The organism is Nocardia sp. NPDC050412, from assembly GCF_044458825.1.
GTDB lineage: Bacteria > Actinomycetota > Actinomycetes > Mycobacteriales > Mycobacteriaceae > Nocardia.
This window is the reverse complement of sequence record NZ_JBITIJ010000006.1, coordinates 414,021-428,039: the sequence shown is the minus strand read 5'-3', so window position 1 is coordinate 428,039 and position 14,019 is coordinate 414,021. Positions and strand designations below refer to the sequence as shown.

Annotated in this window: 12 protein-coding genes; 5 read left to right on the top strand and 7 right to left on the bottom strand. The window is 65.3% G+C overall.

Going from position 1 to position 14,019, the window contains the following annotated elements; genetic code table 11:
- The first annotated feature begins 147 nt into the window (after positions 1-147).
- The 3 genes from ACIBI6_RS19660 to ACIBI6_RS19650 all read left to right on the top strand — a co-directional run bounded on the left by ACIBI6_RS19660 (position 148) and on the right by ACIBI6_RS19650 (position 3,222).
- Positions 148-780 carry a MazG family protein gene (locus tag ACIBI6_RS19660; protein WP_364341374.1) on the top strand — a complete coding sequence of 211 codons (633 nt, stop codon included), beginning with the start codon at positions 148-150 and terminating at the stop codon, positions 778-780.
- A gap of 154 nt (positions 781-934) precedes the next feature.
- Positions 935-2,026 (top strand): glycerol dehydrogenase, encoded by a 1,092-nt coding sequence (locus ACIBI6_RS19655; protein ID WP_364341154.1) that lies wholly within the window; start codon positions 935-937, stop codon positions 2,024-2,026.
- Positions 2,027-2,271: 245 nt separating this feature from the next.
- Entirely contained in the window at positions 2,272-3,222 is a 951-nt protein-coding gene (locus tag ACIBI6_RS19650; protein WP_396957277.1) for a phosphodiesterase, read from the top strand.
- On the opposite strand, the gene ACIBI6_RS19645 is transcribed toward ACIBI6_RS19650, so the two are convergent.
- A complete protein-coding gene (locus ACIBI6_RS19645) occupies positions 3,173-4,615 on the bottom strand; it encodes a stealth family protein (RefSeq protein ID WP_396957363.1) in 1,443 nt (480 codons plus the stop codon). The genes ACIBI6_RS19650 and ACIBI6_RS19645 overlap by 50 nt on opposite strands.
- A gap of 668 nt (positions 4,616-5,283) precedes the next feature.
- Here ACIBI6_RS19645 and ACIBI6_RS19640 point away from each other — a divergent pair.
- Entirely contained in the window at positions 5,284-5,769 is a 486-nt protein-coding gene (locus ACIBI6_RS19640; RefSeq protein ID WP_364341158.1) for a hypothetical protein, read from the top strand.
- 75 nt (positions 5,770-5,844) lie between these two features.
- Positions 5,845-6,420: a TerD family protein gene (locus ACIBI6_RS19635; RefSeq protein ID WP_040695304.1), complete on the top strand. Its 576-nt coding sequence runs from the start codon at positions 5,845-5,847 to the stop codon at positions 6,418-6,420.
- Here ACIBI6_RS19635 and ACIBI6_RS19630 read toward each other — a convergent pair.
- The 6 genes from ACIBI6_RS19630 to ACIBI6_RS19605 form a co-directional block, all read right to left on the bottom strand.
- Positions 6,402-7,319: a putative PEP-binding protein gene (locus ACIBI6_RS19630; RefSeq protein WP_396957276.1), complete on the bottom strand. Its 918-nt coding sequence runs from the start codon at positions 7,317-7,319 to the stop codon at positions 6,402-6,404. The two genes, ACIBI6_RS19635 and ACIBI6_RS19630, sit on opposite strands and share 19 nt — an antisense overlap.
- Before the next feature lie 66 nt (positions 7,320-7,385).
- Complete coding sequence (locus tag ACIBI6_RS19625; RefSeq protein WP_396957275.1) at positions 7,386-8,792, bottom strand: MATE family efflux transporter; 1,407 nt, start codon at positions 8,790-8,792, stop codon at positions 7,386-7,388.
- A 148-nt stretch (positions 8,793-8,940) separates the two neighbouring features.
- Positions 8,941-9,972 carry a cysteine synthase family protein gene (locus ACIBI6_RS19620; protein ID WP_364341165.1) on the bottom strand — a complete coding sequence of 344 codons (1,032 nt, stop codon included), beginning with the start codon at positions 9,970-9,972 and terminating at the stop codon, positions 8,941-8,943.
- A 52-nt stretch (positions 9,973-10,024) separates the two neighbouring features.
- A complete protein-coding gene (locus ACIBI6_RS19615; protein WP_396957362.1) occupies positions 10,025-11,383 on the bottom strand; it encodes an alanine racemase in 1,359 nt (452 codons plus the stop codon).
- A 149-nt stretch (positions 11,384-11,532) separates the two neighbouring features.
- Entirely contained in the window at positions 11,533-12,543 is a 1,011-nt protein-coding gene (locus tag ACIBI6_RS19610) for an ornithine cyclodeaminase family protein (protein WP_396957274.1), read from the bottom strand.
- A complete protein-coding gene (locus ACIBI6_RS19605) occupies positions 12,515-13,708 on the bottom strand; it encodes a TauD/TfdA family dioxygenase (RefSeq protein ID WP_396957273.1) in 1,194 nt (397 codons plus the stop codon). The genes ACIBI6_RS19610 and ACIBI6_RS19605 overlap by 29 nt, the downstream gene beginning before the upstream one ends.
- Positions 13,709-14,019 lie beyond the last annotated feature (311 nt).

Genomic DNA, 14,019 nt, shown 5'->3' with positions numbered 1-14,019 from the left:
GCGGCTGAGGCGGGGCGGGCGGCTGAGGCGGGGCGGGCCAATGGCGCCGACGATCACGCGGTGCCCGAACCTGGGCGGGCCTCGGCAGTATTCGGCCGAACTGATGCCGCCGTGGTGGCGGCGGGGCTGGCCGGGGCGGTCGAGGTGATGGACCGGCTATGGAATTTCGGCGGCTGGGAGGTGACCCAAACCCACGACTCGCTGCGTCCCTACCTGCTCGAGGAAACCTACGAACTCCTCGACGCCATCCAGCACAACGACGCCGAAACCATCAAGGAAGAACTCGGCGACCTGCTGCTGCAGGTGCTGTTCCACTCCCGAATCGCCCAGGCCGCAGGCGAATTCACCGTCGACGATGTCGCGGCCGCGCTGGTCGCCAAACTCGTCAACCGCAGCCCGCACCTCGCTGAGGAGCCCATCGACCCGTCGGCCACCGTCGCGGAAAAGATCGCCGCCCAGGAAAAGGCCTGGGAGGAACGCAAATCCGCCGAAAAGTCCCGCCGCTCCTGTTTGGATGGCATAGCCATGGCCCAACCTGCCCTCGCCCTGGCCGAGAAAATCCGCTCCCGCAGCCTCAGAGCGGGCCTCCCCGAAGACCTGATTCCCGACACCCTCCGCACCGTCCACTTGGATGGCGAAGACAGCGCCGAAGAACGCCTCCGCAAAGCAACCTTGTCCTTCGCATCGGAAATCCGCGCCACCGAAGACGCCGCCGAAGCCGCACGCGGCGAGCGCGCACCTTTATCGGCTGCGGATTGGCGCAAGTACTGGTCGCAGTAGCCCGGCGTAGGGAAGCCCGGGACGCTCAAATCGGTATAGCGGCTTGATGGCTCAACCGCGGCCAGCGGGGCTATGGGGCGCGTAGCGTTTGCGATACGGAGTCGGCAGTCGGGGTATGGGCGAATCGGCGATGCCCGGGATCGGGAGGTGGCAAATGTTGAGCGTGTTTTCTTCGCCGGGCCATTATGTGCAGGGGCGGGATGCGACGGGGGCGCTCGGGGCGGAGATGACGCGGTTGGGGATCGCGGGGCCGGTGATGATTGTGGCGGGGGCGAGTGCGTATCGGTTGTTGGCGCAGACGTGGCGGGAGTCGCTGACCGACGCGAAGATCGAGTATTCGGTGCATCGGTCCGGGGGTGAGTGCAGTCGGGCGGAAATCGCGCGGGTGACCGCGGCCGTGCAGCAGAGTGGAAGCACGGTGGTGCTGGGGGCCGGCGGGGGCAAGGTACTCGATACCGCGCGGGCGGTGGCCGATGATCTGGAGCTGCCGATGATCAGTTGTCCCACGACGGCATCCAGTGATGCGCCCTGCAGTGCGTTGTCGGTGATCTATACCGACGCTGGGGAATTCGAGGCCTACCAGTTGGCGCGCCGGAATCCGGCAATGGTGCTGGTCGATACTTCCGCTATCGCGCAGGCTCCGGCGCGGCTGCTCACCGCGGGGATGGGTGATGCGCTCGCGACCTGGTTCGAAGCGCGGACCTGCAGTACCGCGCGGGTCCGGAATATGCGCGGCGGTGCCTCCACCCGCAGCGCAACCGCATTGGCCGAACTCTGCTACAACACCCTGCTCGCCGATGGAACCCACGCCCTCGCCGCGGTCGGCAACCATACCGTCACCCCGGCCCTCGAACGCATCGTCGAGGCCAACACCCTGCTGTCCGGCCTCGGCTTCGAATCCTCCGGCCTCGCCGCCGCGCACGCCATCCACAACGGCCTCACCGCCGCCCCCCAAACCCACCCATACCTACACGGCGAAAAGGTAGCCTTCGGCGTCCTCACCCAGCTGGTGCTGGAAGGCGCTCCCACCGAAGAAATTTCAACGGTCCTCGAATTCTGCGCATCGGTCGGCCTACCAACTACCTTGGCCGCACTCGGCCTGACCGACCCCGACAACCGAACCCTGACCGCCATCGCCACCCGCGCCACTGCCCCCGGCGAAACCATCCACAACGAACCCTTCTCCGTCGACACCCCCATGGTCCTAGACGCCCTCCGCACCGCCGACACCCTCGGTACGAAGTGAGCGCCGACGTCACAGCAGCGACGATCGGACCGTCGTCGAGGATGCTCACTCGCCGCTGAGGCCCTCCATACGGACTTCTCGGCTGGATCCGGCTCGACCTCGAGCCCTGATGACACCGAACTCTCACCTCCCCGCAAGCAGTTTGTCACCGTGGGGCGGGCAGTCTGTCAATACTGCTTCGCTATCCTGGCGATGGAACCCGAAGCCAATGGCGGGCGAATCCGCCGGGGAGGACGTTCGGTCCGGTGCCCACCAGCAGAGTCGCGGAGCACCCGCGACCGAATCACGTGCTGTTCCATTTCAGCGATACCCATTTGATCGGCGGCGATGACGCGCTGTACGGCGACGTGGACGCGGATCAGCGTCTTCGACAATTGCTCGACCAGGCCGCGGCCAGCCGCATCCGCCCGACGGCGATCGTCTTCACCGGTGACCTCACCGATAGGGGCGAGCCCGATGCGTACGAGAAGCTGCGCGGCATCGTGGAACCGTTCGCACGTCGATTGCGTGCGCCGATCGTCTGGGTCACCGGCAATCACGACGATCGCGGCGAACTGCGCAGGGCTCTGCTCGGTGAGCGTCCGTCGACGAAGCCGCTGGATCGGGTGCACATGATCGACGGCCTGCGCATCATCGCCCTGGACACCAGTGTCCCCGGCCACCACTACGGCGAGATCCGTGACGAACAGCTGGCCTGGCTGCGTTCGATACTCGCCGAGCCCGCTCCGTTCGGCACGATTCTGGCGATGCACCACCCGCCGGTGCCGTGTGTTCTCGATCTCGCCGTCACCGTCGAATTGCGCGATCAGCGCAGGCTGGCCGATGCCCTCGACGGCACCGACGTGCGCGCGATTCTTGCTGGGCACCTGCACTTTTCGACCAGCGCCACCTTCGCGGGCATCCCGGTCTCGGTTGCCTCGGCGACCTGCTACAGCCAGGATCTGGCCGTCGCCGAGGGCGGCCTGCGCGGCCGCGACGGCGCGCAGGCCTTCAACTACGTGCACATCTATCCGGATACCATTGTCCACTCGGTGGTCCCGATCGATCGCGGCCCGACTGTCGGCTCCCCGTCCACCCCGGAGGAGGCGGCGCGCAAGCTGGCCGATGAGGGCATCGTGATTCCGCCCGCCGCCCGCATTCCGCGAGTCATGCGGCGCCAGGCGCAGACTCCGGAAGATGACGAGGCCGTGCACTGACGCGTTCCCATGGCGCGCGGTCGGGGAAGTAGTTGGACAGGAACTCCGACACCGCGTGCACCCGGTCGGCCTCCGCGACCTCCGGGAAACTGCCGTCGTTTAGGCAGAAGAAGTCGACTTCCCGGTGTCGCGCGAGTCCGTCGAGCAGTGCGAGGCCACGTTCACTCGTGGTGTCGACATAGCGCATCCGCGCCGTCTCCTGCGGCACCGCGCGCCCGGTGAGCATCGCGTAGTAGTGGTACAGCGAGTTCGTCACCGAAATATCGGTGGCCGCACGGAATCTGCTCGCCCTGGTCCGGGCGAATTCAGTCGCGAACACTTGCTCCATTTCGAGCAATACGCTGCGCCGCAACGGAACCGGTGTGTGTTCCAGATGCCGGGTGATGACATGTCCGAACCGCTCGGCAAGCAATTCCCGGTTCACCCGTGCGGCATTCTCGAAACCACTGCGCCGCTCGTCGTTTCGGCCTGGTCCGATCCGGGTGCCCGCCTCGATGAACCGACTCACACCGGCGGGGGAGAAAAACATCGACGGACGCACCGGCCGGGCGAAGAACATATCGTCGTTCGAGTACAGAAAATGCTCGCTGAGCCCATCGATATGCTGCAGTTGGCATTCCACCGCATGGGAATTGAAGGTGGGCAGCCCGCTCGTATCGCTGAAGTGATCGACCGCGCGCACCACCGTCGCCCGCGGATGCTCGTCGAGCCATTCCGGCACCGCGGAATCGGTCGCGATGAAGACCCGGCGAATCCACGGCGCATTCTTGTACACCGAGCGCAGTGCGTATTTCAGTTCGTCGATCTGCCGGATTCGAGCGTCCGCGTCATCGCCTTCGCCGACCACGACTTGGGCCAGCATTCCCGCACGGCGCGCCCGGAATTCGGGATCGGTGCCATCGACCCAGGAGAACACCAGATCGATATCGAAGCCGACATCGGTCGGCTGGGGTGCGAACATATCGGTCAATGTCGGCCAATTGCGGTCGAACAGACGAACTTCCGTGCGTTCGACATCGGCGAGATCGAAGACATTGCGGGTGAAGGCATTCGGCCGCGGGCATTCGACGGTGTCGCCGTGGTACTCCCACAGTTCCAGATCCACATAATGTGCCGGATCGGCATCGCGACTCAACCGAAAGACATTGTGCTGCACCTCGGCACACGCGAAACCCGCGACGATCGCGGTGGCCGTCACCCGACGCACCATCTTCTGATGTGCGGCATCCGCTGCCAGTGCCAGCCGATGTTCACCATCGCGAATCAGCAGGAACGGCACCTCCGCGGCCGCCAACTCGCCGCGCAGATAACCCAGGTCGTCCAGCATCGCGGGTGAGACGACGAGATTGCCCGCCGTCGGCCACGCCACCATATCGACCGCTCCGGAATCCATTGCCCCTATATCAACCATGTGTCTGCTCCCACGTCCGAATATGTGCCGAAATGTCCTGTGGTGCCGCGCTATACCCGAGCACCGCTGCGGACGACGCCGTCGGCGCCGTCCTCGGCTGCCGCGCCCGGCGCGGCCGAATTCAGAAATTCGGGACGATGCCGTAGTGCAGGAACGAAGTGATCAGCCGAGTCTCAGACGATCGGTACACCATGTCGTTCTCACCTCACTCACGGCCGGACGCCATCGCGTCTGCTTGGGGGTAGTGCTGTCGGTACGGACACGGCACAGCGGCCGAGCAGGACCGGTAACAGCACGTCGGGCCGGACAGTCATCGGCCGGCGAAATGGAAAGCACCTGCTGAACAGAGTGCTGTCAGAAATAATGCATCGACTTGTGACGGCCCGTCAACCGGACAGCGCTGTGGTGTCCCGGACAGGTGGGTGGGCGAGGTTGTCCCTTTCGAATGAGGGTAGCCTCATCGCATAATCCTCGAGGATCCGGGGGCGAGACACTGCCCATCACCCGCGACGCCGTATCGGTGTCCTGAGAGGTGGCTGAGAGCACTTCGGACAAAGGTCGCAGCGTCAGCGAACAAGGGACACAGCACCTTAGACTTGCAAGCAACGTGGCACAGCCCGCCGCGTTGCAGCGATCAAGAGGTGACGAACATGGCAGCCGGAGCGAGCCCCGTGCAACGTCAAGACCACTCTACGGCAGATCATCCCGAACTGGACGTACTCCCGGAATGGCCCCAGGAGACGATCGCGGTGCTGGTCACCACCGATCCAGCGCCGCATGCGATTCCGGTGTCCTGGCCGGTGCGCGCGGGCGATCGGCGGATTCTGCTCAGCCTGAAATTCGATCGCGGTTCGCTGGCCCGCTTGCGCGAACGGCCCGATGTCGCATTGCTGATTCTCGGCGGTGGCAATGTCGCGCTGTGCGCGCGCGGGCAGGCGAGTGTTGTCGCCGAGGAAATGCCCGGTGCGACAGACTATGTCGCGGTCCAGATCGATGTCCAAGTCATCGATGACCACCGGCAGTCGGCCTTCGCGGTGGCGCACGGAATCGAGCGCACCGTACTCGATGCGAGCGAATTGCATGCGCTCGAAGGGCGCGTACAGACATTGCGCGCCTGGGTCGATATCCAGAACTGAACCGGCACAAGCTGTCCGGTACAGAGTAATAATCGTGAAGAAAGGCGGCGCGAACGCGTCGAATGGAAGGGGATCATGAGCGTCACATTGGCCAAAGGCGGAAATGTCTCGCTGTCGAAGCAGGCCGCCAACCTCACCAAGGTTGCGGTGGGGCTCGGTTGGGATGTGCGAACGACCACCGGGGCCGATTACGACCTCGATGCGAGTGCGCTCGCCACCGGGCCGAATCAGCGCGTGCTGTCGGATCAGCACTTCGTGTTCTACAACAATCTGCGCTCGCCCGAGGGCACGATCGAACATACCGGTGACAATCTCACCGGTGAGGGCGAAGGTGATGACGAGGTAATCAATGTCGATCTGGCGGCGACGCCACCGACGATCACCAATATCTTCTTCCCGGTTTCCATTCACGATGCCGATGCGCGCGGCCAGTCGTTCGGCCAGATCCGCAACGCCTACATCCGCGTGGTCGACGCGACCACGGGCGCCGAGCTGGCCCGGTATGACCTCACCGAGGACGCGTCCACCGAGACCGCCATGGTGTTCGGGGAGTTGTACCGGTACGGCAACGAATGGAAGTTCCGTGCCATCGGTCAGGGCTATGCCTCCGGGCTCGCGGGTATCGCCCGCGATTACGGCGTCAACGTCTGATGGGCGTGCGGGTGGTCGGGATCGGTACCGGCCGCCCGCTGCGCCTCGTACAGCGCGATCGCGGCGCGGGTCTTGCGCTTGATCGCTTGTAGCACATCGAGATCCGGCAGGTCCGCGAACTGCTCACCCAGTACTTCGGGCAGATCGGAGTAGTGCAGCACGCATTCGTCGACGCCGAGGTTGGCGCAGGCCGCGAGCAGGTCCGGATGCAGATAACCCGCGACTGCGGTCCGCACACCCGCGGCGGCGGCCACCATGGTGACGCGCTCGATCGCGCGCAGTAGCGGCGGTACGGGACGAACCGGCCGCAGTGTGGCGCGGGCTTGGCCGAGCAGCAGTGAGGACAGATCGTTGCAGCCGATCACCACCCGTGACACCCCGGTGGTGACCACACGGTCGACCTCGAGCAGCAGCGACGGTATCTCGATCATGGTGGCGACCGGGCAGTCGCCGATCACGGCCCGGGTTTGCTCGATGGCCCATTGCAATTCGTCGACATAGGTGACGAAGGGGAAAAGTACGCCGATATCCGCGCCCTCGTCGCGCACCTGCGCAATGCCCTCGAGTTCGGCGACGAATGCGTCGGGAAAGCGACGGGCTCGGCGAATACCGCGCAGGCCGAGCAGTTTATGCGGCTCGTCGATGATCTCTTCGACGCCGCCCAGGATATTGCATTCGGCAGTATCGGCTTCCATGGTGCGATACCAGATCGTTGTTCCGTTGGCCCGCTTCGCAATATGGCGCAGATATGGCACGAGGTAACCCGAAACCGATTCGGGCGTCGGATATTTCCCGGCCGCGCGGAACACGTACTCGCCGCGCACCATCCCGACCCCGTCGAAGTGGTCGAGCAGTTCAGCGGAGATCCGCTCACAACTCAATGCCAGGCTCTGCCGCATTCCCCGCACGCTATCAGGTTGCCGCACAACACTTTCCGCCGCCCATTAAGTCCGGATTTTACGAGGTCAGGAAGGGGTGGGTAGGGATTGCGGAAGCCGGTGGGGGTGGGTGGAGGCGGCAGTGTCGAGTAGGGCGAAGTAACGGCGCAGCATCAGAATGGCGGTACTGGCCAGACCTGCGGTCAGACCCCACCAGACGCCCGCGGCGCCGAGGCCGAGCGGGAAGGCCAGCAGCAGCGCCGTGGGCAGGCCGACGAGCCAATAGCCGACCAGGGACAGGCGGAAGCCCGCCTTGGTTTCCTTCAGACCGCGCAGCAGGCCGGTGCCGATGTTCTGTGTGGCATCGAAGAATTGGAGCACGATGCCGATGAGCAGTAGTGAGCGGGCCAGCTCGACCGTCGCGGTGTCGCTCGGTTCCAGAAAGGGGCTCAGCACCAGCTTCGGCGCGGCGATATAGACCACGCCGGTGAGCGCGGCGACGATGCCCGCGTGCTGTAGCGCCAGCCAGGCCAGCGCGCGGGCGTGGCCGAATTCGTCACGCGCGACGGCGTGGCTGACCAGAATGGACGCGCCGTGGGACAGACCGATCGCGACCTGGAAGACGATATAGATGATCTGGTAGACCACATTGTGCGCGGCCAGCGCGGCCGGTCCGATACTGCCCATCACCAGGGCGAGCACGGAGAACATGCCCGCCTCCGAACCATAGGTGAGTGCGATCGGGGCACCGAGTTCGAGCTCGGCCCGGATAGTCGGCATGTGCACCGGCCACGGACGCAGCGGCAGGGTCGTGCCGAGCGTGGCATCGGCGCGCACCATCGCCGAGAAGACGCCGAAGGTGATCAGGTGGACCAGTGAGGACGCGATGCCGATGCCGGTCAGTCCCAGTGCGGGCAGTCCGACCCAGCCGTGCATGAAGGTAAGGGCCAGTACCAGATTCAGTGCCACCGAGCAGAGGGTGACCAGCAGCAGGGCCTGCGGGCGCTGCATACCGACGGTGTACTGCCGCAGCACTTGGAACCACAGACAGGGCAGCAGTCCGGGGGCGAGGGCGAGCATGAGCGGTCGCGCATCGGCGAGCACGCCTGTGTCCTGGCCGAGCCACTGCAGCGACCAGCCGAGTCCGATCAGCACCGCGCCGCCGATGATTCCGGCGAAGGTGGCGATCAGGAAGCTCGAACGGACGATATCGCGCACCTCACCGTCCGCGGACTCGCCGCGCTTATCCGCCGCACTCACCGAGGACGCGATTTGATTCCCGGTACCGGTGATCAGCCCGACGCACATGGTGCGAATCTGGTTGAACAGCACCATCGCCAGCCCGCCTGCGGCGACCTCGCGCACGCCGAGCGTGCCCATCAGCGCGATATTGGTCGTGGACACCGCGATCTGCGCGAGCTGGGTGAGCGCGATCGGTGCGGCCAGTGCGGTGAGCTGTCGCCCATCGGCACGGAAGGTGGACAGATTCACCATCGCACCTCCTCCGGTCGAATCGCTGAACCGAGCGTCATCAGTCCGATCGCAACTCGTCGCTGAGCATTTGAGTTAGGCAACCCTAATGGAGTGATCATTTCAGACGTACGGGGTGTCGCGCAACGATGATCGAAAACGCGCATGTGCTTCATCGCGCCTCGACGAGTTGGTGGCGGCGGGCGGGAGCGTAGCGGTCGAGCATGGCGTGCACTTCGCGTTCGGTGGCGGCGTCGAGCAGATCGCGTTCGCGCATCCACTCGTCGTCGAAGACGGTGTCGAGATATTTCTCGCCGCCGTCGCAGACGATGGTGACCACGGTCGAGCCGGGCGGGAACTCTTCGAGGCGGGTGAGCGCGGCGTGTACCGAGCCGCCCGCGGAACCGCCGATCATCAGACCGAGTTCAGCCGCGACCGCGCGGGCGGTCGCGAAGGCTGCGATATCGGAGACCTTGACGCCCTCGTCGAGCAGCGAATAGTCCACGGCGGTGCCGATGGTGGCGCCAGGCGGGGTGCCGGTGCCGGACTGCCAGTACGGTCCGCCCGGCCCACCGAAGGCGATCGAGCCGACGGGCTCCACACCGATCACCCGTGGCGTGCCACCGAGTTGGCGCAGTCGGGTCGCGGTGCCGAACAGCGAACCGCCGGTGCCCACTGCGGATAGCAGGATATCGACGCGCTCCACGTCCTCCAGCAATTCTTCGGCCACGGCGTAGTACCCGACCGCGTTCGCGTCGTTATTGTGCTGTTCGGTGAAGTACGCATCCGACTGTCCGGCCGCCATCGCCTCGGCCAGGTCTTCCCGCGCCGAGGTGGCCAGGTTGTCGTCGCCCTCATCGGCGACGAATACCAATTCCGCACCCATTGCTCGCATCGCGCGCAGCTTGTCCTTACATGCGTGGTGATCGACCACGGCGGTGAAGCGATACCCACGTTCGGCAGCGACTACCGCGAGGCCGAGCCCAGTATTCCCGGATGTGGACTCGATAATATGCCCGCCATCGCTCAGCAAACCTCGACGCTCCGCATCATCGATCATCGCGCGCGCCATCCTGATCTTGGCCGCACCCGTCGGATTGAACTGCTCGAGTTTGAGCAGCAGCCGGGTGCCGGTCGCGGTGGTCGCCAGTTCGAATAGCGGGGTGCGACCGATCAGATCCGTCACGCGCGTGACGAGCGGCATGGAGGTCTCCTCGTTCGGGCCGTAAGGAATATTGGTCGAATGGGGTGCCGGATTATCCGGCATCGAGCGTCCAACGGAGTCGATCGCCGGTGTCGTGCAGTACCACCTTCGGCGGAATCGGCAGTTCATGAAAGGCCGATTCGTTCGAATCCATTTGGTAACCGGCGGTATTCGGATAGATCAGCAGATCGCCGACCTCGGCTCGTCGCGGTAACGGGATGCGCCGCCAGCTGAGCATGTCGGACTCCAGACAGCTGGCCGCGCCGACGCAGGTCGGGGTGAGCTCGCCCGGATGCGAGGGCCACAGTATCGGATCGGGGAGGTATTCACTATCGAACCACTGCTCGGACAGGCTCAGGCTGGTGCCGTCGACGGTGAGCAGTTGGTAGCGGTGACCGTCGGCGTGGCGGGTCTTGGCGCCTTGCACCCGGAAGACGCTGGACCCGGCGCGGTCGAGCAGTGCCCGGCCGGGTTCGATGGCGAGGCGGAAATCGTTGTCGCGCAACCGTTGCGCAAGTGCGTTGTGCTCGAGAATGGCCGTGAGCATGGCCGGGCCCGGCGCCGGGAAGTGGTAGGGGTAGTACGAATCGAAGGACTTCCCCGCATAGAACCACCGGCCGTTCGCGTGTTCGGTGAACTCCGACCAGGCGCTCGCGGGCACATAATCGACGCCGAACCCACCACCGATGGAGATAGTGGTGGCCGGATGACCCAGTGTGCGGGCATCCAGACAGCGGTTGATCAATTCGTCGGCCTGTTCGGCGCGTGCGACGGCATCGTAGCCGGAAAGGTGGAAGCTGAAGCCATGCAGCCGAATTGATTCGTGGCCGACGGTGCCGGACGCGCCGATCACCGAGATCGCGCGATCCAATTCCGTGGCGGTCATGCCGAATCGGCTCGCGGATCCCTTGGGGAGCACGCGAAGTAGTACGCGAGCCGCGGCGGCCGGGGTGCACGCGGCCAGCCTGTCGAGCTCGTCGAGGCTGTCCACGGCGATCAATGCGCGGTGCCGCACCGCCAGCCAGAGCAGATCGTCGGATTTGGCGGGACCGGTGACCATGAGCTCGCCACCGCGAACGCCCTGTGACAGTGCGGCATTCAGTTCACCGATACTGGAAACATCAACGCCCGCACCATATTCGGCGCAAGCACGCGCCACGCAGGCCGCCTTGTTGGCCTTCTTGCCGTAGTAGATGGAGCCATCCACACCGGCCCGCTCGAACGCACGCTGGAACCCGTTGATATTCACCGCAACTCGTGACGGATACATCACATGGAAGGGCCCACCGATCGCGAAGGCGATATCGCCGAGCAGATTCGGATCGGCGAGAAGCCTGCGCTCCCAGTCGTCGGTGTGTGCTGGCAGGGCGGGTGCGCAGATGCTCAGCAGCCCCTGCACCGCCGCCAGCACGGCGGGATCGGGGGTAGCGCCGGTACTCGACGGATGGTCGCCGAGTTCGGCCTTGTCGCGGGTCGAGCCGTCCTCGAACAGCAGCGTGCCGTCGGGTTCGGCGGTGCCGGGGGCGCGCACCTTCTTGTCGAACTCGACGGCGCTGATGTCTAGTCCCACAGCGGCACCTCCGTGCCGCGGCCCTCGGCAATGGCTCGTTCGGCGAGTGCGTGTGCCACCGCGATATCGGTCAGTACCAGCCCGCTGTTGTAGACGAAGATTCGTTCGTCATCGGAGCGTCGGGCGACCGCGCGGCGGCTCAGGATCTGCGGCAGTTCGGCGTCGACGGTGCGCAACCTGCCGTCGGGACCGGCCATATCGGTGCCGGTCAGCGCCATTTGCTCGGCGCTGGTCGCGATTACCCGATCGGCGTCGACCAGAGTGGACGGCGCCAAGCCGTAGCCGACGAGCACGACGGTGGAACCCGGTGCGAGATCCTCGGATTCGATCGCGACCTCGGTGCCGGGCCCGGCCGTCGCCAACACCACATCGGCGGCACCGGCGGCCGCGCGCGGATCCTCGACGGTCTCCAGCAATGCGTGCGGGTTGTATTCGGCGAGGTAATCGCGCACCGCCGCCAGACCCTCCGGGTGGGTGCCGTAGAGCATCAGCTTGCGCAGCTGCGGGTTGGCGGCGAGCAAGTGCGGCAGGGCGTTTCGGCCCTGAGTGCCGGTGCCGATCAGCAGCACGCTCTCCGCGCCACGGCGCGCGGTCTCGCGCACCAGCAGCGCCGAAACCGCCGGGGTGCGCAGCGCACCGACCCTGGCGCAGTCCATCATGGCGATCGGTGCGCCGGTGCTGTCGTCGTAGAGCGTGATGGTCGTGTAGTAGCGCTTGGTGCTGCGGTCGTGGCCGGGATCGAATTTGTAGGAGGTCTTCATCGCGACGACCCGGCGCCGGCCGTCGCGCCCGAGCATGGCGTAGGCCACCGACCAGCCGTCCGGATTCGCGACGCTGAGTTTGCGCGGATTATCCGAATCACCCGCGGCGAAGGCGAGATACGCGTCCTCCACCGCGCGCACTACATCGGCGGGTGTGATGGGCACGTCCGCGAGGTCGCTGCGGCTCAGCACCCGCAGTGGTGTGCTCCGGTCACGAGTGCTCAACGGTTCCTCGATCATGTTGTGTCGTATCCAGCCTTACTGCGTTCCGGGTGCTAGCCCGGTCCGGTACACCGTCGATCGCGAGCGGGTTGCTTGCCGCTCGGAACGGGGCGACGATCCGTTGCCCATAACCATTTTCGTCGGCCTCGGCCGCCCGCCGCCGACGTTCGGGCAGGCGGACATTGACGCGCTTGAGCCAGCGGTCGGTGCCGTCATAGCGCGCGCTGAACGGTACCCGACCGTGTACGGCCACGTCATTGTCCACCAGCAATAGCTCACCGGGGGTGAGAGCGGCGGTGACGCAGACGCGTTCGAGCTCTGCGGTGAGGCGCGCATACGCCAGTCGGAATTCGGTATCGGTATCGTCGAGCGGGGTGTATGCCGGATCGTAGCGAAGCGTCAAACCCGCTGTGTCATCGGCTGATTCGTCGCTCCACAGCGTTGGCAACGGCGGTGCGCAGTAGTGCTCGTGACCGGTGCCGTAGGAGACGTCGGGCAGGATCGGCAGGGTCGGCGTACCGAGTAGTCGGCGTTCGTCCTCGGAGAGTTCGGTCCGGCGCACCGAGGAGACGGTGGTGCCGACGCCGTCCGGATTGCGCAGACAGGCCAGCATCAGCAGGTTGGCCCGGTCCGGGTGGAATGCGTCCTCGGTATGCGGGCTGAGCAGGGTTTTGCTACTCGCACCGGACTGTTCGTGTTCGTGACCCGGCGAGGGCACGATGTTGTTGACCAGCCGGCCGCCCTGCTGACCCTGCCAGCCGAACGGTTCACCCGCGCTGCGGGCGAGCAGCAGCATCGCGATATCGAGTTCGAATGAGCTCGCGCGGCGGTCGGATTCACCACTCCAGCGCGCCGCCTCGACCCAACTCGGCGGCGTCGGCCCGAATTCGGCATCGCTCAGAGGCAATTTGCCGACAACGGTGGCACCAACAGCGGTGGCGGGCGGGCGCATGGCGACGCGCACCGCGTCGGGCAACTCGCCGACGCGCGCATCGATTTGCGCGAGCAATGCCGGATCGGTCAGCGTGCGCGCGATATCGGCGGTGCCATCGGGCCGGGAGTCGAGCGTGATACATATCTCACGGGCGAGGGCGCGCACCGCGTGTCCGGCGGTACTCGGCAGCTCGCGCCGTTCGATATCCAGTGGGTGAAGCGTCTTACGTTCGGAGAGAACGCCTTTCACCTGGAATCCCTTCTTCGCATCGGGTCGAAAAGCGGGGGTATGACGATTCGATCTGCGAAGCTAGTGGCTCACGCCGCGTTAAGCAAGGCTTACCTAAGCGAGTCGGTAAAATAGCGCATCTGCATGACGGGGATCAGAGCCTGCCGCGGCTAGCTGTAGCTAATTTGCGGCATCGTCTTCGGGGTAGTGGCTGATAGCTGCGCTGCGGCAAAGTTCAACGCCCGGAGCCCTATTAGGCTAGCCTGTCCTAGCTAGATTCGCTAGGGTTCGCGGTCGCGCGCGGGTAACTCGTTGAGGTTCGAGGAAGGCAG

Bases quoted from the DNA above. Each gene is read 5' to 3' on its own strand.
- ACIBI6_RS19660 (WP_364341374.1), top strand. From the start codon at position 148: ATGGACCGGCTATGGAATTTCGGCGGCTGGGAGGTGACCCAAACCCAC.
- ACIBI6_RS19610 (WP_396957274.1), bottom strand. From the start codon at position 12,543: ATGATCGAGGAACCGTTGAGCACTCGTGACCGGAGCACACCACTGCGG.
- ACIBI6_RS19640 (WP_364341158.1), top strand. From the start codon at position 5,284: ATGGCAGCCGGAGCGAGCCCCGTGCAACGTCAAGACCACTCTACGGCA.
- ACIBI6_RS19645 (WP_396957363.1), bottom strand. From the start codon at position 4,615: ATGGATTCCGGAGCGGTCGATATGGTGGCGTGGCCGACGGCGGGCAAT.
- ACIBI6_RS19625 (WP_396957275.1), bottom strand. From the start codon at position 8,792: ATGGTGAATCTGTCCACCTTCCGTGCCGATGGGCGACAGCTCACCGCA.
- ACIBI6_RS19655 (WP_364341154.1), top strand. From the start codon at position 935: ATGTTGAGCGTGTTTTCTTCGCCGGGCCATTATGTGCAGGGGCGGGAT.
- ACIBI6_RS19630 (WP_396957276.1), bottom strand. From the start codon at position 7,319: ATGCGGCAGAGCCTGGCATTGAGTTGTGAGCGGATCTCCGCTGAACTG.
- ACIBI6_RS19620 (WP_364341165.1), bottom strand. From the start codon at position 9,972: ATGCCGCTCGTCACGCGCGTGACGGATCTGATCGGTCGCACCCCGCTA.
- ACIBI6_RS19635 (WP_040695304.1), top strand. From the start codon at position 5,845: ATGAGCGTCACATTGGCCAAAGGCGGAAATGTCTCGCTGTCGAAGCAG.